The 21172-nt window shown below is 65.8% G+C and carries 17 protein-coding genes and 2 pseudogenes; 10 read left to right on the top strand and 9 right to left on the bottom strand.

The features are described from left to right. The 3 genes from NP3_RS31285 to NP3_RS31270 form a co-directional block, all read right to left on the bottom strand. Positions 1-964: alkylmercury lyase family protein (locus tag NP3_RS31285; protein WP_063045212.1), on the bottom strand; the 964-nt coding region annotated here is incomplete at its 3' end. Further along, entirely contained in the window at positions 936-1364 is a 429-nt protein-coding gene (locus NP3_RS31280) for a MerR family transcriptional regulator (RefSeq protein ID WP_063045211.1), read from the bottom strand. The genes NP3_RS31285 and NP3_RS31280, both read right to left, overlap by 29 nt. 386 nt (positions 1365-1750) lie before the next feature. Continuing rightward, positions 1751-2344: a TetR/AcrR family transcriptional regulator gene (locus NP3_RS31270; protein ID WP_063045208.1), complete on the bottom strand. Its 594-nt coding sequence runs from the start codon at positions 2342-2344 to the stop codon at positions 1751-1753. Positions 2345-2405: 61 nt separating this feature from the next. Here NP3_RS31270 and NP3_RS31265 point away from each other — a divergent pair, with 61 nt between their 5' ends. Then, positions 2406-2789: a hypothetical protein gene (locus tag NP3_RS31265; protein ID WP_063045206.1), complete on the top strand. Its 384-nt coding sequence runs from the start codon at positions 2406-2408 to the stop codon at positions 2787-2789. Beyond that, positions 2780-4132, top strand: coding sequence for a cytochrome P450 (locus NP3_RS31260; protein WP_245721186.1), 1353 nt, complete (start codon positions 2780-2782; stop codon positions 4130-4132). Before NP3_RS31265 ends, NP3_RS31260 begins: the two co-directional genes overlap by 10 nt. A 1467-nt stretch (positions 4133-5599) precedes the next feature. On the opposite strand, the pseudogene NP3_RS31255 reads toward NP3_RS31260, so the two are convergent. The 6 genes and pseudogenes from NP3_RS31255 to NP3_RS31230 all read right to left on the bottom strand — a co-directional run. Then, positions 5600-6724: pseudogene (locus tag NP3_RS31255) on the bottom strand (IS701 family transposase); the annotation flags it as partial. A gap of 348 nt (positions 6725-7072) precedes the next feature. Next, positions 7073-8089 carry a zinc-dependent alcohol dehydrogenase family protein gene (locus NP3_RS31250; protein WP_063045204.1) on the bottom strand — a complete coding sequence of 339 codons (1017 nt, stop codon included), beginning with the start codon at positions 8087-8089 and terminating at the stop codon, positions 7073-7075. Between the two features lie 51 nt (positions 8090-8140). Further along, entirely contained in the window at positions 8141-9130 is a 990-nt protein-coding gene (locus NP3_RS31245) for an aldo/keto reductase (protein WP_063045202.1), read from the bottom strand. A 37-nt stretch (positions 9131-9167) separates the two neighbouring features. Beyond that, positions 9168-10115, bottom strand: coding sequence for an alpha/beta hydrolase (locus NP3_RS31240; RefSeq protein WP_218024972.1), 948 nt, complete (start codon positions 10113-10115; stop codon positions 9168-9170). Between the two features lie 23 nt (positions 10116-10138). After that, positions 10139-10474, bottom strand: a complete 336-nt coding sequence (locus NP3_RS31235) for a MoaF-related domain-containing protein (protein ID WP_063045200.1) — start codon at positions 10472-10474, stop codon at positions 10139-10141. Between the two features lie 119 nt (positions 10475-10593). After that, positions 10594-11526, bottom strand: a complete 933-nt coding sequence (locus tag NP3_RS31230) for an NADP-dependent oxidoreductase (protein WP_063045198.1) — start codon at positions 11524-11526, stop codon at positions 10594-10596. Positions 11527-11752: 226 nt separating this feature from the next. Here NP3_RS31230 and NP3_RS31225 point away from each other — a divergent pair, with 226 nt between their 5' ends. The 8 genes and pseudogenes from NP3_RS31225 to NP3_RS50770 all read left to right on the top strand — a co-directional run. Continuing rightward, positions 11753-12622: a helix-turn-helix domain-containing protein gene (locus NP3_RS31225; protein ID WP_063045196.1), complete on the top strand. Its 870-nt coding sequence runs from the start codon at positions 11753-11755 to the stop codon at positions 12620-12622. A 616-nt stretch (positions 12623-13238) separates the two neighbouring features. Beyond that, a complete protein-coding gene (locus NP3_RS31220) occupies positions 13239-13631 on the top strand; it encodes a nuclear transport factor 2 family protein (protein WP_063045194.1) in 393 nt (130 codons plus the stop codon). Positions 13632-13668: 37 nt separating this feature from the next. Next, positions 13669-14367 (top strand): type 1 glutamine amidotransferase domain-containing protein, encoded by a 699-nt coding sequence (locus NP3_RS31215; protein ID WP_063045192.1) that lies wholly within the window; start codon positions 13669-13671, stop codon positions 14365-14367. 137 nt (positions 14368-14504) lie between these two features. Beyond that, positions 14505-15392, top strand: a complete 888-nt coding sequence (locus tag NP3_RS31210) for a helix-turn-helix domain-containing protein (protein ID WP_063045191.1) — start codon at positions 14505-14507, stop codon at positions 15390-15392. A 640-nt stretch (positions 15393-16032) separates the two neighbouring features. After that, positions 16033-17223 carry an ATP-binding protein gene (locus tag NP3_RS31205; RefSeq protein ID WP_218024971.1) on the top strand — a complete coding sequence of 397 codons (1191 nt, stop codon included), beginning with the start codon at positions 16033-16035 and terminating at the stop codon, positions 17221-17223. 910 nt (positions 17224-18133) lie between these two features. After that, positions 18134-18688 (top strand): TetR/AcrR family transcriptional regulator, encoded by a 555-nt coding sequence (locus NP3_RS31200; RefSeq protein ID WP_063045189.1) that lies wholly within the window; start codon positions 18134-18136, stop codon positions 18686-18688. Then, entirely contained in the window at positions 18685-20304 is a 1620-nt protein-coding gene (locus NP3_RS31195) for a CocE/NonD family hydrolase (RefSeq protein WP_063045188.1), read from the top strand. Before NP3_RS31200 ends, NP3_RS31195 begins: the two co-directional genes overlap by 4 nt. Before the next feature lie 557 nt (positions 20305-20861). After that, a pseudogene (locus NP3_RS50770) lies at positions 20862-21172 on the top strand (transposase); the annotation flags it as partial.

The following is a 21172-nucleotide window of genomic DNA, read 5'->3' as shown; positions in this document are numbered from 1 at the left end:
GGTGCTGCGCCTCGGTGAGATCCAGGATGACGCCACCGATATGCGGGTGCGCGGCCATCCATGCCTGCGCGGTCTGGCGATCGGTGAAGAAGTTCAGATAGTTGCAGCAGGTATCCGCGGACGGCCCTTGCGCCGCCTGCGCCCCGACGAACACGACCGTGGTTTGCGGCTGTGCGGCCGCGACCGAATCTTGGACGGTTACCGTGATCGCTCGGTCGTTCGACGGGTCGACCGACTCGATCACGACGTCGGTGTCGAGCATGGCGGGAATGCCCAGCGCGTCGATAGCACATATCGCGTAAACCGTTGCCCCGCCTGTGATACGGACCCGATGCGGGGTGGGTGAGGCAGAGAACGGGTATGCCGCTGCGATGTTGCCGGACGAGTCGAGACGGATCACATCGGCGTCGTGCAGACGGCCCAGGACCTCATCGACATCGCCATGATATTCGGCGGCGACCCCGGTCAGATCGCTGGTGACCGGTGCCCGGCCCTGGGTGGCGAAGGTCTGCAGAATGGCGTAGTGCAGCGCGCGTTCGGCCGGGTCGGAGGGCCGCGCCGCCTCTCGCGGCGCTTCCGGCATCCATGCCGCTGAATCCGTTCCCGATGCGGGAGCACAGCAGTCAGCGGCAACAGCCGGGGCGGGCGGCGCCTGGGACGTGTCCACGTCCAGCGCCCGGCGCAGTGCAGCGATCGACGGCGCGCCACCGAGGCCGCCTGTGTCCGAGGGGTACAGGCGACACGACAGGCTCGGCTCCTGACCAGGTACTGCGAAGGGATCGCTGCCGTCGACGAGCAGAGTCGGTGAACCAGTCATGCCCGCCGCCGCAGCGTCGGCCGTAGTGTCGAGCACTCGATGGATGACCTCGATGTCGACCAGTTCGCCGGTCAGCGCCTGCCGGATCCGTTCCTCCAGCACCGCAGCGTTGGGACAGTCAGGGACCTGCAGAATTTCCAGTTTCATCGGTGACACCTTCCTCGTGCAGGATATGCAACAGCGGGCAGCGCCGGTCGCGACGTGGTAGTTCACATGTCGTGACGAGCTCGGCCAGCGACAGCTGCATCCGTTGCAGATCAGCGATCCGCTGCGCGAGCTGGGTCATCCGGCGTTCCGCTAATTCACGAGCGGCATTGCAGTCATCGGGTCCGCCGTCGGCAAGATCGAGAAGCTCACCGATCTCCTCGAGTGTGAACCCGTGCTGCTGTGCTCGTTTGACGAACCGGACTGCCGCCACCGCGTCGGCCGGATACGCCCGATACCCCGACGGCAACCTCGGCGGCGGTGCGAGCAGACCCCGGCGTTCGTAGTACCGCAGTGTCTGCACACTCACCCCGGCACGGGTAGCCAGCTCCGTGCTCCGCATACCGCCATTCTCAACCCTGTACCCAAGTACCGAGTCAAGAGCCGATTTGCGCGACGATCGCAGGAATCGAATTCGGCCGCCAGGCGGCTGGCCATGGCAACGCTTGCCCAATGACATCAACATCAGCATCGATGGGCGCCTCGGACACGAAATCCTCACTGCCGCATCGGAAATCGCCGCATCCACCGGTTCCGTCTGCCATACCGGCACCCATACCCCTCGCCCGTGCTCGCCGCGATGGGGCTGCCCGAGCAGCGGGCGATGGCGGCAGTTCGGCCAGCGCTGGGGGTTGGACCACACCCCACGACATCGAGAAGGCCACCGCAGCGCTGGCGAGCGCGGCTGTGAGGTAAGAGGCCCGCTCCGCCCGCCGTGCCATAGCGGTTCTATGTGGCCGCGATGGCACCGAGCGCTGCCAGCGCGTTGGCCACCTCTTCAGCGTTCGGCGTTGTGTCGGGATCGGCGATCCACTGAATCATCAAGCCATCGATGATGGCGAGCACGACGGAGGTCGTGGCGCGCAAGTCGAGGGAGTTGTCGATTCCGTAGGGTGCGATGGCTTGGCGGGTGAGTTCCTGCGCGCGCTCACGAACCCGTTGGTAACCGTCGGCGAGTGCGGCACGCACGGTGTCGGATCGCAATGCGGGAGCGAAAGATTCGACGCAGGCGTGCACCTCGGGCCGGGTGTCGGCGAAGCTGTCGACGGTCGCGCGGAAGATGCTCACCAGCTGTTCGCGCAGACTCGTGGCCGCGCTGCCGGCCGCGAGGGCGGCTTCGAGGCGATCGGTCCAGCCGTAGAAGCATTGGGTGAGGGCCTGTTCGAGCAGCTGCTCCTTGCTGCCGAAGTGATAGCTGATCGACGCGACATTCGCGCCGGACGCACGGGCGATGTCGCGGGAGGTCGTAGCGCCGTAGCCGAGTGTCCGAATGCACTCGAGCGCGCCGAGAAGGAGCTTGTCCCGATTGCCGCCGTATTGCATGGGCTCAACCTAGCATGTAAACATACGTTTAATCTAAACGTTCGTTTACACGGAGGTGCTCATGACGGTCGTGCGTGGTCTGGTCGGGATTTTCAACGGTGACGGAGGGATCCGGGGCGAGCTGGCGTATGCGCTGGGCAAGCTTCGCGGGACAGCCGAATGCGCCCTGTGCGACATCACCCACCGGGGAATTCGCACCAATCCCCAGTGGAAGGACGTGATGTGCAAGCTGGCGGTGCCGTTCGAGTTGGTGCACCGCGACGAACGTTCGGCCGAGATCGCGCAGCTGACCGCGGAGGCCACACCGGCGCTCGTCGCCGCCACCGACGATGGACACCACCTGATCATGGGGCCCGCGGACTTCGCGGGAGTCGACGGTGAAGCGGCCGAGTTCGTGCGCGTGCTGCGGAAGCGCGTCACCGAAGCGGGGCTGCGATGGGCCTGACATCGATGATCGCGACGCTCACCGGACGTGGCTCCCAGACCTACCCGCCAGGGCCGCGGCTGCCGACCTATGTGCAGAGCGTCCTGTATCTGAAATACCGGGAATGGTTCCTACCCAGCCTCGCGCGGAGCTTCGGCGACGTGTTCAGCCTGCGTGTCCCGCCCTACGCCGATGATCTGGTGGTGTTCGCCGCACCCAACGCGATCGGCGAGATCTTCCGCGCCCATCCAAGCAAACTCCATGCGGGAGAGGGCAATCAGATTCTCGGCTTCGTCATGGGCGAGCATTCGGTGCTGCTGGCCGACGAAGACGCCCACCGGCGCGTACGTGGGCTGCTCATGCCCGCATTCAACGGCGCCGCCCTGCGGGGGTACCGGTCGATGATCACCGAACTCGCACACGCCGAAGCCGCGTCCTGGAAGCCTGGACACGACACCAGCATTCTCCAGGCGATGAACCGGCTCACTCTCGACATCATCATCACCGTCGTGTTCGGCGTGACCGATCCGGAGACGAAGGCCGAACTCGTGCGTCGGCTCGACGCCATCATCAACATCCCGCCCGCGATCTTCGTCGGGTTCATATTTCCCCGGCTGCAGCGGATTCCACCATGGAAGGGGTTCGCCGACAATCAGGCGCGCATCGACGCGATCCTGTATCGCGAGATCCGGTCCCGGCGCGCGGCCACCGACCTTCACGATCGCACCGACGTGCTCTCACGCCTGATTCGCGTCGAAGCCGACACCGACGAGCCGCTGACCGACGCAGAATTGCGCGACCAGTTGATCTCGCTGCTGCTGGCCGGGCACGAGACCACCGCCGCTGCCCTCGCCTGGACGCTGTGGGAGCTGGCGCGCAATGCCGAACTGCAGGCCACAGCACGCGCGGCCGCGCTCGACGGCGACGAGAAGTATCTGGAGGCCGTCCTGAAGGAGGGCATGCGCCGCCACACGGTCATCGTCTCGACCGCTCGCAAACTCACCCAACCCACCGTGATCGACGGGCACCGACTGCCAGAGGGAACCGTCGTCAACACCTCGATCCTGTTGGCGCACAACGACCCCCGCAATCACCCGCAACCAGAGGAATTCCGTCCCGATCGGTTCCTCGGCGCCAATCCCGCCCCCAATACCTGGCTACCGTTCGGAGGCGGAGTCCGTCGCTGCCTCGGCGCGGGTTTCGCACTCACCGAAGGAACGATCATCCTGTCCGAGATCCTCACCCGCTGGGAGCTGACCACCACCCGAGACCGCGAACAGCCCTACGTTCGAAATATCACCACTGTCCCCAAACATAACGCGGTGCTACGTCTCACCCCGCTCGAATCACGGAGAAACCAGTGACATCACCGGCCCCCAGCGACGAAGTCGTCGTCTACACGCGACCCGGTTGCCCCTTCTCGATGAAACTTCTGCTGCAGCTACGACTGACCAGGCTGCGGTACATCCAACGAAACATCTAGCGCGACCCCGACGCCGCCGCCTACGTCCGGTCTGTCGCCGACGGCAACGAAACGGTCCCCACGGTCAGCGTGGCCGGACACCCCATGGTGAACCCGAGTCTGCGTGAGCTACTGTCCGCCGTGCGTCTACATGCCCCACACGCACTACCAGACCGATGAGAACGCCCCGGCCCGGGTTCGACAAAGAGGTGCAGAACAGGGTCAGTTTGATGCGGCCACTAACGCCGCCCGCCAATCCGGACGGACCGTTCGCCCCAGCAATCGGCTGAGCGGCGGGCACAACGCGTGGAGAAATTCGCGGCTGCTCCCCCAAACCAGCGATTTCCGTTGGTGAAGCGTGTGTGCGTAGTGGTCAAGTCCCCTCCCGGCGTGAACCCTACAGAAGCCTGGAGCTCCCGGAAATCGTTCACGCGCCCGGCGGTGCGGCCAACCGCACCCTAGCCGTCCACTCGAACGCGTCGGTCACGGAGGCGCCCCTTGACCCACAACGCAATCCAGCATCGCCAAGCCCAACGCTTCGGCGCTGCCAATAGGTGGTGGCCTGCGAGGTGATCGCGCCAGTCATCCGACCACAAACACCCCTGCACGAACTGATCCAGGCGATACGCACCGCCCCACGCCCGGTCCCGAGACCCATCCACGACCGCATCGTCAACAGCATGTGCACGGCCGGTGCCGCCGGACGCATCCACGACCGCGCCGTCCGGCCAACAAATTCGCCCATGCCACAACACGTTTGAAGCAGACAACGAACCGAAGCCGAACCAACCGACCGAACCCGACGCCGGCCTGTCACTCAGCTATTTCCACTGACGTGTCGAAAACCGTTGCAGCTAAATAGAATACAATTCTCACAGCATGATCGCAGATTCTGTGCTACGTTCTAGCGACGCACAATAGAAGTACTCGTGCACACATCTGCACCAATATTGTTGCCTCCGCGTGATCAAGTCCCCTCTCGCGCATTACTCGAGCACCGATTTGCGTCAAATATGATGCAAATCGGTGCTCGACCACTTTCTCGCGCACACTCCCCCTCGCTCGAGCCGTCAGACGTTGGCACAGATGCGACAGCGAGGCCGCTCGCGGCACACAGTTCCGTCACCGGTGACACCGGCGCGTGCGCGAGTAGAAGTTCGTTCACCCCTCTAACACTGCAACGACACTCAGGTGAGTGGGTGGCCGCGGCGCCGGTAGTGGGATAAGCGGGCTTGGTGTTGTCGGCGGCGTCGCCATCTCGACCATGCCCAGATGTGGTCGGCCCGGTGGTGGCGGGTGAGCACGAATGCGATGAGCAGGCGGCGGATTTCCGGTAGCGTAAGAGCGATCGTGTCTTCGCCGGTATCGGCGAGTCCCCCTTTGCGGCAATGGTTTTCGACGCTGCTAGCCAGGCCAGGGCGAGCATGGACAAGGTGATGTGGGCATACCAGGCGCGCCAGGTGCGGACCTGGTAGTGATCGAGGCCTGCCTCGCGCTTGGCCTGCTGGAATGCTTCTTCCACGTGCCAGCGCGACCCTGCTGTCCAGGCCAAGTCCACCAGCCGGGACCGGGCGGGTCCGTAACAGAGGTAGTAGGCGATTTCGTACTCGCCCTTGCGGTTCGGAGTCAGCGAACGGCGGGCGAGTAACCAATGCCCGCGCCCACTGGCCCAGGTCCCATCGATCTGGCGGCGGGCCCAGTCGTATTCGCGGGGCCCGTGGGCGCCCGCACCAACCGACAGTCGCTGCCACCTGGATGCGGGCAGTTCCGCGATCAGCACCTCGGCGCGTTCGGTACGGTCCGCGCGAGTGTTCACCTGCTGGTCGCAGCGGGTGGCCATCACATAGAACACATCGCGGTCGGCTAGCCAATCACGCAGGTAACCGGCTTGACGGTAGGCTTCGTCGGCGGTGAACCACGTGAACGGCACTTCCGCGGCCAGCGCCCGCTCCAGCATGGCTATCACCTGCCGGGGTTTGGTGGCGAACTCCACCTCGTCGGGGATCCCCGCGGCCCGGCAGCGCTCCCGGTCATCGGTCCACGACCGGGGAACATACAGTTCCCGATCGATCAGTGCGTGCCCGTGCCGGGACGCGTACGCCAGAAACACACCGATCTGGCAGTTCTCCGTACGTCCCGCGGTGCCCGAATACTGGCGCTGCACCCCGGCCGATCTCACCCCCTTCTTCAGGAAACCGGTCTCATCGGCGACCACCACCGCCTCGGGGTCGCCGAGGTGGGCGACCACATAGGCGCGTACGTCGTCGCGGACCCCGTCGATATCCCAGTCCGCCTTGCGTAAAAGCCGCTGCATCCCCTCCGGGCCCGCCTCCCCAGCACGCTCCGCCAGTGTCCACCCGTTCTTACGTTCCAGACCCGCCAACAGCCCCGACACGTACTCACGTACCCGAACCCTCGGCTCCGACCGCGCGAACCGGCCCCCGATCCGCGACATCAACGAATCCAACTCCGCCACAACACGATCCAACACCACACATCACATCTACCAGCACCAACTCACGTAGGTGTCGTTGCAGTACTAGCCCTCATCGCCGCTCATCGCGCTGAGGTGCGTGACCGAATTGCCGTGCTGCAGGCCACCGATCAGTTCCTCGAACACCTCACCGTGTGTAGCCACCCGATTATCGCCGAATGCCCGGAATGCTCGGACTTCGCCAAGCAGGGCTACGCGCGCCGGACGGGTCAATTCCCGGATCGGCGATAGCCCGGCTTTACCGCCGTTCAGCAGAAACGGCAGGCGGGTTCAGCCATCCGTGCAGGCGCCTTCGGAATCTGACACGCAGCGCCGGTCAGGCTCGCGCCCACGAGGGGCTCGGAGCGGTCAGGGCCGGAGCAAGGCCTTGACGGCGCGGCGTTCGTCCATGGCCTTGTAGCCTTCGGCGACCTGCTCCAGGGGCAGGGTGAGGTCGAAGACCTTGCCGGGGTTGATGCGGCCGTCCAGGACCCGGTCGATCAGGTCGGGCAGGTAGCCGCGGACCGGCGCCGGGCCGCCGCGCAGGCCGACGTGGGAGAAGAACAGCTCTACGCCGTCGATCGCGACATCGTGCGGGACGCCGACGATGCCGACGTTGCCGCCGGGGCGGGTGGCATGCAGCGCCTGCCGCATCGACTCGGTGGTGCCGACGCACTCCAGCACGCTGTCGGCGCCGATGCCGTTCGTCAGCTCCTTGATGCGCTCGACGCCTTCCTCGCCGCGTTCGGTGACGATGTCGGTGGCGCCGAACTCGGTCGCGAGCTTCTGCCGCGGCTCGTGTCGGCTCATGGCGATGATGCGCTCGGCGCCGAGTTCCTTGGCGGCGATGACGCCGCACAGGCCGACCGCGCCGTCGCCGACGACCACGACGGTGGAGCCGGGCTTGACCTCGGCGGCCTTGGCCGCGTACCAGCCGGTGCCCATCACGTCGGACAGGGTGAGCAGGCTGGGTACGAAGGCGTCGTCCGGCTGACCGGGGGTGGCCACCAGGGTGCCGCCGGCGTTAGGAATACGGATGTACTCGGCCTGGCAGGTGCTCATGAACTCGCGATGCACGCAGTTGGACTGGTAGCCGTTGCGGCAGTTCGGGCACGTGTTGTCGGAGGTGGCGAAGGAGCCGATGACGAACTGGCCGGGCTTGACGGAGGAGACCTCGCTGCCGACCTCTTCGACGACGCCGACGTACTCGTGGCCCATCGGGTGCGGCTCGCCGAGTTCGTCCAGACCGCGGTAGGCCCACAGGTCGGACCCGCACACGCAGCTGGCGACGGTGCGGATGACCGCGTCGGTCGGGTTGATGATCCCGGGTGTGAGGCGGTCCTCCACCCGGATGTCACCGGGGGCGTAGATCATGGTTGCGCGCATGGTGCTTTCACTTTCATCGCGGAGGTGGTCAGGAGTTGGTGCGCATCGTGGCTACCAGGCGTAGGCCTCGGGGGCCTCGCCGCCGGGGCCAGGCCAGATCTCGTCGAGCCTGTCCAGCGTGTCCGGCGACAACGTCACATCCAGGGCACGCCGGCTGGTGGCAAGCTGTTCGGCGGTGCGGGGGCCGACGATGGTGGCGGTGAGGACCGGGTTGTGCAGCAGCCACGCCAGGGCGACATCGGCGGGCTGTTCGCCGAGGTCGGCGCACAGCTTCTCGTACGCCTCCAGTTGCGGGCGGTAGCGCTCGATACTGGCCAGCATCTGCGGCGTGGCACGGCGGCCCTCCTGCACCTTCTGCAGCACGCCGCCGAGCAACCCGCCAGCCAGCGGGCTCCACGGGATCAAGCCCAGGCCGAAGTACCGCAGTGCCGGGATGACTTCGAGTTCAATGGTCCGGGCGGTGAGGTTGTACAGGCTCTGCTCGGAGACCAGGCCGAGGAAGTTGCGGGCGGTCGCGGTGCTCTGAGCGGTGGCGATCTGCCAGCCGGCGAAGTTGCTGCTGCCAACGTAGGTCACCTTGCCTTCGCGGACCAGCTGCTCCATTGCCTGACAGATCTCCTCCCAGGGGGTTTCCCGGTCGATGTGGTGCATCTGGTACAGGTCGATGTGATCGGTCTGCAGGCGGCGCAGGCTGGCCTCGGCTGCCTTGCGGATCCGGTAGGCGGACAGGTACTTGTCGTTCGGGCCGAGTCCCATCGGCTGGTACACCTTGGTGGCCAGCACGATCTGCTCGCGCCGGCCGCCACCTTGGGCGAGCCAGCGTCCGATGATCTCCTCGGACAGGCCGAAGCCCTGCGCCATGTCAGGGGTCTGCGGACCGCCGTAAACGTCGGCGGAGTCGAACAGGTTGATGCCGGATTCCAGGGCGGCGTCCATGATCTGGAAGCTGGCGGCCTCGTCGGTGACGTAGCCGAAGTTCATCGTGCCCAGCGCGATGCGGCTGACCCGCAGGCCGCTGCGGCCCAGATGCGTGTACTGCATGGTTCTCACTCGCCTTTCGTCCGTGGAGTGGGAGATTTCACGCCAGGTGCTTGGTGAAGAACTGCTCGACCTTGTCGAACGGAATGAGATCCGTCCGGTCGTAGAGGTCCACGTGGTTGGCAGCGGGGACGAGCAGTAGTTCCTTCGGCTCCGAAGCGGCCTGGTACACGTCCTCGCTGACGCGCCGGGAGAAGGCCTGCTCGCCGGCGATGAGCAGGATCGGCCGCGGCGAGATCCAGTCCAGGTGGGACAGGAGCGCGAAGTTGGCGAACGCCAGGTCGCTGGTCGCTGTGAACTGGGTGATCGAGTTCGGATGGTAGCCGCGCGGCGTGGAGTAGAACGTGCCGAACTCGCGCCACACCGGCTCGGTGTCGTCGTCGAACCCGATCGCCGCCCCGCGCGGGCCGAGCACCGGCACCGGGTTCAGGAAGTCGGCGTACCGCTGCTCGGCGAGTGCGTCGAGCATGGCGGCGCGCGCCTCGCCGGTGAGATCCCCGGTGGGGCCGTAGGCGGCCAGCTTCGAGATGTCGACCAATGCGGAGGTGACCACCGCCTTGATACGCCGGTCGACCTGGGCGGCGGAGAGCACGAAGCCGCCGCTGCCGCAGAGCCCGATCCCGCCGATGCGCTCCCGGTCTATGAACGGGCGCGTGCCCAGGAAGTCCACGCCGGCGCTGAAGTCCTCCACGAAGATGTCCGGGGACGATGAGTGGCGCGGCTCGCCGCCGCTGTAGCCGTTATAGGAGGGGTCGAAGGCCAGGGCCACGAATCCGCGCTTGGCCATCTGCTGGGCGTAGATGCCGGGTCCCTGTTCCTTCACGCCGCTGTAGGGCGGACCGATGACTAGCGCTGGGTACTGCCGGTTCTCGTCGAATTCCTTCGGCCGGTACAGGTCGGCGGCGAGGGTGATGCCATACCGGTTCTTGTATGACACCGGCGTTCGGGTGACGTTCTCATCGAGCTCGAAGATGTAGTTGTCCATCATCGGTGCTTCTTCCTCATGTCGGTCTAGCGGACGCGGGTCCAGGTGCCGTTGAGCTGGACGAACTGGCCTCTGACGACGGAACTGGCCATGCAGGTCCCTTGGTCGTAGTCCTCGATGTGGGTGACCATGTCGCCGTTCTGCTCGGTCCAGCGCACTGCATACAGACCGTCGCGAAGCTTCACGGCGGTGTAGTCCATGGTTTCGGTCTGGCCCTCGAGGGTGCCGCCGGTGGCCAGGTAGGTGACGCTTGTTGCCGAATTGAAGGTGATCTCGACAGTGAAATGGCCGAGCGGGGTGTCCGGTCCGAGATCCGCCAGCCAGGTCTGCCCGATGCTGGGAAGGGTCGCGTCGATTTCCATGGTTGTTACCTCTTTCAGTGTTTGTCTGTCGAGACTGGGTTAGGACGGGTTCACCCAGGTAGGCGCAGGCCAGCCCGAGGGAATCTCGTCCGTCGGCAGCTTCAGGTCGAGTTCTCAACTCAGAAGATGAGCACTATCCGCCCGCGCAGGCCGCCGGCCGCCATAAGCCGGTGCGCTTCGGGGGCCTGTTCGGCCGGCAGTGTCTGTGCGACGCGCGGCGTGATCCGCCCTTCTTCGGCAAGCTGCCGAAGGCGGTCGAGTTTGGCGTGTTCGCGAGCGTAGTTCGGCACGAAGGTGTGCTGGGTGACGATGCCGCGCTCGCCGCTGCTATCGCCCCCGGCCGAGGTAGCCACCCGGCCGCCGTCGCGCACGGCACCGGCAGCGATCCCGGCCAGTGCAGCGGTGTCGACGAGGCCGTCCACGCCTTGGGGGAAGTGCTGGCGTACCAGCTGCGCGAAGTCGTTCCCGCGCGGCACGATGACGTCGGCGCCCAGTTCCTTGACCAGCTGCTCGTCCCTCGGCGCCGCGTCGGCCACGACCCGGTAGCCGTCGGCTGTGGCCAACTGTACGGCGTAGCCGCCGACCGCGCCGGCCGCGCCGATCACAGCCACGGTCCCGCCCGGGGGAGGCTGAAGTATGTCCAGCGCCATGCGGGCGGTCAGGCCGTTCATCGGCAGCGTGGCGGCCTCCATGTCGGAGAGCGCGGGCGGGATGCGGACCACCGACTCGACGGGGACAACGAGGTGCTCGGCGTAGGCGCCATGCGTGCCGGACACGACCGCCACGGCCATGACCCGTTCGCCGATGGCGAGATCGGTATCGGTGTCCTCGCCGATCTGATCGACCACGCCGGCCGCGTCCATCCCGGGGACGTAGGGCGGCTGGGCGGCGGAGACGAACGCCTCACCGCGGCGCACCATCGCGTCGACTGGGTTGACCCCGGCGGCGTGCACCCGGATCCGAATTTCGCCGGGTCCCGCCTCGGGGACCGGAAGCTCCAGCACGCGCAGCGCCTCGGGGCCGCCGAACTCGGTCACTCCTACGGCTTTCATGGAAAGGACACTCCTTGCTGCGACCATCGTGACCCGGCTCTGGGAAACACCAGCCGGATCGGGATACGGTTCTGCGCCGAATGGCTGACAACCTTTCCTTCAGACCCTTTGATCTGTCACTACATCGACCCTGTCACGCTCCGTCAGGCTCGAAGAAGGGACAACTTCATCCAGGGATAAATCTCTCCCTCTCACAGAGGGGATCACCGATGTGATCCTGGAACGTATGGCCAGCGAACCGAACCTCACCGAACTCGGAGAATTCCTGAAGGCCCGCCGCGCCGAGCTCACCCCCAGCGACATCGGGCTTTCCGAGGGCACACGGCCGCGACGGGTCGCCGGCCTGCGTCGCGATGAGGTCGCCATACTCGCCGCCATCAGCACCGCCCACTACACCCGCCTCGAACAAGGCCGCACCACGGCATCGAGTCCGGTCCTGGGCACTCTGGCGCAGGTGCTCCGACTCGACCAAGAACAGCGGGCCCAGCTGTTCCGGCTCGCCGGGACGGACGCGCACCGAAGCCACTACCGGCGCGCCCGCCAAAAGGTGCAGCCCCAGCTACGGCGCGTGCTCAACGACCTGACCGAGACGCCAGCGATTGTGCTGGGCCGCCGCACCGACATCCTGGCGTGGAACACGCTGGCAGCCGCCCTTGTCACCGACTTCGCGAAAATCCCCGAAAAGCAGCGCACATACATCCGGCTGCTGTTCACCGACCCCACGATGCGTCAGCTCTACCCAGACTGGGAGAACGTCGCCCGCACGGCCGTGGCCCTGCTGCAGGTCGAGGCCGCACGCACCCCTGGCGACCCCCGCATGAGCGCGCTCGTCGGGGAACTATCCACCCGGGACGAGCGGTTCCGGCACTGGTGGGTCGCCGCCCAAGCCGTTGCCGGACGAGGCGTCGGCACCAAGCATCTGAACCATCCGGTCATCGGCACGCTCACCCTCGACTGGGACACCCTCACCTGCGCCGCCGACCCCGAACAGCACCTCATCATTTGGACCGCTGAACCCGGCAGCCCTTCCGACCACGGATTGCGAATACTCGCATCCTGGAGCGCCGACCGTCGCGATCCGGAAAAGAAGGACTGAGCCTCGATCCACCGAACAGATTCTCTTGTGACCGGGTACCGATGACGCGAAGGTCCCGATGCCTTGGGGAGGACTTTCGGGCAGGTCACAGCGCCGGTTGTCCGTTCGGTGGCGGGGTCTCCGGTGTCCTCAGTGAGGCGAACGAAGTGACCGATCTCGGCCTCGGAGACCCAGCGTTCCTCCGCGGCGTCCCCACACGGCCTGCCGGTACTTGATCGGCGTCCACGCGTCCTCGGGGATGCGTTCGATGCCCGCGCGAATCACCTCCCGGTTCGCCAGGATGATGGAGAACTGCACGCCCGGCGCATCGCGGCAGGCATTCACGAGCTTCGCCGAGCAGAGGGCCGAGCCCGCGTGGACAGGATCGTCGCGGTGACCCCGGCCGCGCGCAGGGTCCTGATCGCCTCGGAACCAAGGACGCGGCGCCCCGGCCGGAGCCCGGCGAAGGGCATTTCCTGCTGTCAGCGGACACCTCGGCTCATCTGAGAATCTCATCGGTGGATCGAGGCCCTGAGCCATCCGGGGATGAAACTCTCCCTTCTTTGTCCGGGATCGCTACAGCAATGTCGTCGGCAGCTCTCCTAATACCTCGATTCCAAAATGCAAGGAGCCCTTCATGTCCGCAACCGACAACATCGCCGTCGTCCGCAGGATGTACGAGTCGAAGGCCGCGCCGGACGTCCTGGCCGAAGTCATCGACCCCGACATCCTGTGGGACATCACACCCGGCTTCCCCGGGGGCGGCGTCTACCACGGCTTCGAAAGCGTCGGCCGCGACTTCTTCGGCCCACTGTTCGAACAGGTCGACGCCTTATACCCGGTCGGCGAGAAGTACTACGCCGATGACGCCGACCACGTCTTCGCCCTCGGCCACTACCACTGCGTGACCAAGAAGGGCCAGACCGCGGACATCAGGTTCATCCACATCTGGACCGTCCGCGACGGCAAGCTCGCCGAGCTGCGGCAGGCCGCCGACAGCCTCGTCCTCGACCGGGCGCTCAACGCCTGATGCCACCGGCACACCACCGATCTTCAAGGAGTACCCAATGGCAAAGATCCTTTTCCTCATAACCGCCGCCACCCATTGGACCCTGGCCGACGGATTCCGGCAGCCGGCCGGATTCTGGGCCGAGGAGGCCCTCGGCCCATACGCGGTCTTCAAGCAGGCCGGATACGACATCGACGTGGCCACCCCCGGCGGCATCCCGCCGACCGCGGACGCGCTCAGCCTGACCCCGGAGTTCAACGGCGGCCCCGATGGCGCCGAACGGACGAAGACCGCGTTGCGCGAGGCCACCGAGCTGGCGAACCCGCTGCGCATCGAGGACGTCCACATCGAGGACTACACGGCCGTGTTCGTCCCCGGCGGCTGGGGCCCCATGGAGGACCTGTCCGGCGACGTCGCGTCCGGCAAGCTGCTAAGCCAGTGGCTCGCCTCCGGCAAGCCAGTCTCGCTGGTCTGCCACGGCCCCGCCGCGCTGCTGGCCACCGTCGACGCCGACGGCGACTCCCCATTCCACGGCTACCGCCTGACCGGCCTGTCCAACGCGGAAGAGACCGCGAACGGGCTCGCCGACCGAGCCAAGTGGCTGCTCCAGAGCCGGCTCGAGGCCGAACTGGGCGCCGAGTACCGCGAGGGCCCGATCTTCGAACCACACATCGAGGTGGACCGCACCCTGTTCACCGGCCAGAACCCGGCCTCGGCCGTCCCGCTGGCCGAGGAACTCGTCAAGGCACTCGCCTGACGTCCGACATGGAAGACCCGTCCCGGCAGCCCCTCTCGTACACGTCGGCTGCCGGGATGCCGCACAGTTCCAGACCGCGCAACCAGGGACAAAACTCTCCCAGTGACAACACCGGCACCCGATGCGAGGCTGGAGCCATGAACGCTGGCCCTCACCGCAACGAACTGGGCGAATTCCTCAAGGCACGCCGCGCCGAGCTCGACCCGGGCACCGTCGGCCTGCCCGACATCGGCCGGCGGCGCGTGCCGGGCCTGCGCCGCGAGGAGGTAGCGCTGCTCGCCACCATCAGCACCGACTACTACTCCCGCCTGGAACAAGGCCGCATCCAGGCCTCCCCGGCGGTGCTGGCCTCCCTGTCCCAGGTGCTGCGCTTGGACGACGACCAGCGTGCCTACATGTACGAGCTCGCGGCCAAGGACGACTTCCGCCCGCCAGCCCGCCGTGCGCCACAGCCCAAGGCCCTGCCGCAGCTGCAGCGCATGCTCGACGATATGCCGCACACCCCGGGCTTCGTGATCGGCCCCCGCACCGAGATCGTCGCCTGGAACACCATGGGCACGGCCCTGATCACCGACTTCGGACAGATCCCCGAGAAGCAGCGCTACTTCATCAGGTTGCTCATCACCGACCCCGCGATGCGCGAGTTGTACGCGGACTGGGAAGGCGTCACCCGCCTGGCCATCGCCCAGATGCGGATGCACAACGCCGACAACCCCGGCGACGTGGAACTGGCCGATCTCGTGGGCGAACTCTCGATGCTGGACGCTCAGTTCGCCCAATGGTGGGCCGCCCACGACGTCGCCATCCGCGACACCGGCGTCAAGCACCTGCGCCACCGAATCGTCGGCGATCTTCACCTGGACTGGAACGCCGTCACCTGGGCCGCCGACCCCGACCTGCAGATCATCGTATGGACCGCCGAGCCCGGCACACCCTCCCACGACAACCTGCGTCTGCTGGCCTTCTGGGCCGCCGACCCCGGACGTACGACCGGCGGCCGCCACGACACGGCAACTCGGCGGTGAGGCAACGCGCCGCTCGCCATATTGGATGCACAGAGGCAAAGTCTTGGGTGAGCTGGCCTGGGCCGCGGTGGTGTGTGGCGCAACAGCCATACCCGATGGGGAAGGCCGCTAGAGCACTGGTACTGATTCCAGCGGTGGGCGGCGCGGACGTAGCCGTAGACGACTGAGGGCGTTGGGGACCAACGGCCCTGCTCGGCGATCGCCGAGACTGGGGCACCGCGCTTGGCCGCAGCGGGGTCGGTCCAGAGCGCAGGCCGCAAGCGATGAGCCGCAAGGCCAACGAGATCGCCTCCGAGTTCATTCGAAACAAGATCCGGGCGATCGTCAAGGACCCCGCCACCGCGGAATGCCGCGCCGACACCGCAGCAGCGGCCTCCTGATCGGCGATGCCGCTTGGCACCTGGCCGCCCGCTCCGGCATGGGCGCTTGGGGCCGCATCGCAGGAGGCGAGCTGATCGGCACCGACCGTCACGGAATCAGATGGGAATAAACACGGAACTCATTCAAGGAAAATACGGAAAATAAACTGCGAAAATGCGGAAGATCGTGCCATGATTTCCACATGGGCGCCACTCTGACCGGTATCGCAAACCGACGGCTTACCACGGTTGTTCGATCTCGGATCACCGAGGAGCCTGTCGTGGTCCTGAACGGGCCACGAACGGTCGGAAAGAGCACCCTTCTTACCCACATCGGCGACGCAGTGCAGCGACCGGTGATCGACTGCGACGACCCCGCAACGCGCGCGGCGGTGCGCAACGATCCCGGCCGCTTCGTCGCCGGGAACAATCTCGTGCTGATCGACGAGTACCAGCACGTGCCGGAACTGCTGGATGCGATCAAAGCCGAGTTGAACCGAGACCTGCGCCCGGGGCGATACATCCTGGCGGGATCGACACGCTACGCGACCCTGCCACAAGCCGGACAGGCACTGACCGGCCGCGTCGATATCGTTCAGGTCCTCCCTCTGTCGCAGGGCGAAATCGATGGAACACCAGAATATTTCGTACACAATCTGCTCAACGGCGGGCTGCCGGAGTACACCGGATCCGCTTCTCGAACGCAACGAGACGAATACGCGCGCCGCATCACTGCCGGGGGCATGCCGGTGGCGTTGCGTCGCCCTGCGGGGCGATCACGTTCTCGGTGGTACGCGAACTACCTCGATCTGGTCCTTGAACGGGATGTGATCGAGATCAGTCGAATCCGGCAGCGCGAAATGCTGCCCCGGCTGCTGAACCAACTAGCAGCGCGGACCGGCCAGGTGCTCAACATCTCCGCCGGAGCACAGGTTATCGGCATGGAGAAATCGAGCGCCGAAAACTACCTGCGGCTGCTCGAGGCCGTCTTCCTCGTCTACCGGCTACCCGCCTGGGGAACAACTCTCGGATCCAGAGTGGCGCGCCAGCCGAAACTTCACCTGGTCGACTCAGGCGTCGCCGCCTGGCGCATGGGACTGACCCCAGAGAAGATCGCCCAGGCCGATCCCGCGGCGCTTTCCGAGTACGGCCACCTCACCGAGACCTTCGCCGTCGGGGAGATCCTCAAACAGGTCAGCTGGTGGGACGGCCCGGTCTCCTACGGGCACTTCCGCACCGGATCCGGCGACGAGGTCGACCTCGTCCTGGAAAGCGACGACGGACGCGTCATCGCCTTCGAAGTCAAAGCAGGCAGCCGCATCCACGGCGAAGACCTCCGCGGGATCCGCGCCCTCCGTGACCGCCTCGGCAACCGACTCACCGCAGCCATCATCCTCTACACCGGCGCGCACATGTACCGACACGACGAAGGCGCGTTTGTCGTGCCCCTGGATGCGCTATGGACCGGGTAGTCAAGTCGAAACATCAGGTACCGCAACGTAACCCAGCGCAGGTCACAATGCCGGTCGCCACCAACACGCGACCGGAACCAACCCCTCGACCAACAATTCCGCCCACGCCACAACATGTTCGGAACCAGACAACCCCGAAGCCGAACCAACCGACAGACCCCGACTCGGCCTCCACTCAGCTACTTCCCGTGAAGGAACGAAAACTATTGCAGCTCAATATAATACAAATATCACAGATATGATCGCCGATTCTGTACTAAGCTCTAGCGACGCACAATAGAACCACTCGTGCACACATTTGCACCAATATTGTTGCTCCCGCGTGTTCAAGTCCCGTCTCGCACATTACTCGAGCACGTATTTGTGTCATACGTGACGCAAATCCGTGTTCGAACACCGTCGGGACTGCCCCGGCCACTCAGACCCCCGAGACGTGGCGCAGGCAAGTCAGAAGCGCCGCCCACAGCACGCATTTGCGTTATCGATGACACCGCCGCGTGATCGAGTGGATTTCTTCGCTCCTCAAACACGCGTAATTGGCACAACTGAGACGATCGCTCGCGCCTACGCCGCACCCAGCGGCCACGACGGCACGATCCTCACCCATGTCCGAGCGTCCATCGAAGAAGTCGCATCGACCCTTGCCGCACTCACCGGCGAGACCCATCCCCTCGCGCCTCCAGACGATCAGGACATGCCAACACACCCACCGTCATCGAGATCGGTTGACCGACCTCTGTAGGTAGCAGCTGGGTCTATGCGGCGCCGGATTCGGAGGAGACCACGGGTATTGAATCCGGATCGGTTGGCCACGTCTGCCCGGTCCCAACGCTTTTCTACACTTGTGTATTTTGGAACAGGTGGGTAATTTCGTGGCGTGTCGTCATCGTCGGAAGTTCACGACCGAAGGGTGCAGCGTTCGCGCGCAGCCCTGATGTCGGCTGCGGTGCGGCTGGTGTCCGAACGGGGAACAACGGCAATCGCGGTGACTGAGATCACTCGCGTGGCGGATGTGAGCCGTAAGCTGCTGTATCTGCATTTCGGGGACCGGGATGCGCTGCTGGTGGCGGCGGCGGTCCACTTGGTGGGGCAGGAGTTGATCCCGCGGACTGTGGATGTCGCCGAGGACCTGCCTGCGCAGCTGCTGGCGGTCGCGGAGCACTTCGCAGATCATTCGGAGTTCTACCGCGCCATGCTGAGCGGCTCGTGCGCTTTCGCAATGACCAGGACGTTGAATCACGTGTTCGGCTCCTACAACAAGGAGGTCGTGCGGGAGTTGTTCGGCGTGCTCGACAGCGCTACCGGCAACGACCTGGCGGTGTTCTTCGCCAGCGGCGCGAGCGGGATCGTCAACGACTGGCTGATCGACGGCGCGCATCCACCCGATCCCCGGCAACTGGCGGAGCGTCTGACCCGCCTGGCTTCTGTTTTTGGTTTCACCCACCACGAAGGTCATGCGAAATGAATGTGATAAGTCACCTCACCCAGCGCCTGCAGCACCTCCCGCCGCCGCTTACCAGGGACATCGGTGTCGAACGTGGCCTTCGGGTGCCGATGCGCGACGGCGCGGTCCTGTTGGCCGACCGCTGGGCTCCGAGAACGGGCCGAGCCGGACTGCCGACCGCGCTGGTGCGGTGTCCCTACGGCCGGACAGGGACGGTCGCGGAGCTGGCCGCCCGACCGCTGGCCGAGCGCGGTTTCCAGGTGTTGATGCAGAGCACTCGCGGCACCTTTGGCTCGACCGGATCGTTTGATCCGTTCCGATGTGAACGCGAGGATGGTCTGGACACTCTGGACTGGTTGATCGAGCAGCCCTGGTTCGGCGAGTCGGTCATCCTATTCGGCGGCAGCTATCTCGGATACGCGCAGTGGGCGGTGGCCGACAAGGTGCCGCCGCAGGTGAAGGCGATGATCCCCGGGGTGTCCGAGTCGGCGCTCACATTGGAGTTCCTCCGTAAGGACGGATTCTCCCTGGAAGTGCCGTTCCGTTGGGGTGTGCAGGTCGTAGGCCAAGAACGCGGGTTCGCACTGGCGCGAACACTGCTGGGAGAACGGAAGTTCCGGCGCGCCCTGCGCACACTGCCGCTCGACCGGGCCGATGCGGTCGCCCTCGGCCACCGCAACGACTATCTGCAGAACATTCTCGCCCACGATAGGGACGATCCGTTCTGGGCCGATGCCGACCATCGCGGCCGAGTCACCGACATCACCGTGCCTGCCAGCCTGGTCGGCGGCTGGTACGACATCTTCTTGCCCGGCCAGCTCCGCGACTTCCGGGTGCTACAGGACGCCGGGCGCGCCCCGCGTCTCACGGTGGGGCCGTGGCCGCACTCTTCTCCCCTGGCAAGCGGCGGCGCGGCAATTCGGGAGGCGCTCGAGTTCGGCCTGGCGCACGCCCACGGAACCGAACCACCGCAGGGGGCACCGGTCCGGCTGTTCGTCATGGGAGAGCAGAGATGGCGTGACTTCGAATCCTGGCCGCCGCCGGGCTATGAGGGTCGGCGGTTCCACTTGAAGTCCAGCGGCGCTCTCGCCACAGACCCGCCGGGAGAGTCCGACCCGGACCACTTCCGTTACGACCCGTCGGACCCGACGCCCGCAGTCGGCGGCGTGCGTATGTCCTTCTTCGAGAAGGAGGGCAGCGTCGACAACACCCGCCTCGAAGCCCGGCCCGACGTGCTCACCTACACCACCGACGTGCTCGACCAGGACGTCGAGGTGATCGGCGAGGTCACCGCCGAGATCTGGTTCCGCTCCAGCCTGCGGTACGCGGATGTGTTCGTGCGGCTGTGCGATGTCAACGAAAAAGGTCGCTCACACAACGTGTGCGATGGCCTGATCAGCCTCACCGACGCCGATGAGATCACCTGCGCGACGGTCACGCTGTGGCCGACCGCCCACCGGTTCAAACGCGGCCACCGCATCCGCATCCAAGTCTCCAGCGGAGCCTTCCCCCGCTACAACCGCAACCCCGGCACCGGCGAATCCCGGGGTAGCGCGGTCACCTTGCGAGCCGCGGATCAGCAAGTATTCCACAGCCAGGATCATCCCTCCGCAGTCATCCTGCCCGTCGCCGGATAACTGGGTCGGCCGCCAGCCATGCGGCGGGAGTCGGTAGTCCTGCTCGGCGTTCGCCCCAGGACGGCGATCTCGATTCACCGCGCAGCGACGTCATCCAATCGCACCGGCGATGCGCACCGAGCGCGTGGCTCACGGCACCCATCGGCAAACACAAGGGGCTGATCCAACGGGCCCAAGTATCGGCCTCGGCACACCGTGACCGTGGAGGTCGCGGTCCAGGGTGCGCGGCCTGACGACGCCAGGTCCTGCGGCTTCCTGGGCGTCAGCAGCGGACCTTTCATCTGGAGGCGCCGAACTGCCGGGCACTCAGGATTCGCGGACCTCACCCAACTGCTGGCCGATGCCGGTGACAGCGCTGCAACCCGATCCCTGCCGCGATCGAAACCCCCGCGTGTGCTGACGGTTGCCGCACCGCGGGCGTCTGGACGACCGGTATTCGCTATCAACCCAAGGGCCTTGGCGCGCTACCGGAACGCCACTCCACGGCACCGGCCAAGTCCGACCACGCCGACGCGATCCCCTGGCCGACATCCTGCGCGTCAACGCGCAGCATCTAGAAACTTGTCGAATCCCTCAGTACCACAATGCTTTCCAAGTCTCAGGTCTCAATGATGGCCCACGAACTCGATGCACCGGTCGAGGCGTTCCGAACCCGCCCGCTCGGCCAAGGTCCTACACATTCGTCACGGCCGATGCGGTGGTGTTGAAAAGTCCGGGAAGACGGTCGCGTGGTCAACGTTCACGCCCTGATCGCCGCCAGTGCCAACAACGGCGGCTACCCGAAATCGTCAGTCTGCAAGTCACTTCCCGTGAGGACGGGGCCAGTCGGCTGGCGTTCTTCCGTCACCGTGGCGGGACTGCCCTGGTC

Source organism: Nocardia pseudovaccinii NBRC 100343, assembly GCF_001613225.1.
GTDB lineage: Bacteria > Actinomycetota > Actinomycetes > Mycobacteriales > Mycobacteriaceae > Nocardia > Nocardia pseudovaccinii.
Note: the sequence above shows the minus strand (reverse complement) of the source record. Positions and strands in the feature narration are given on the sequence as shown.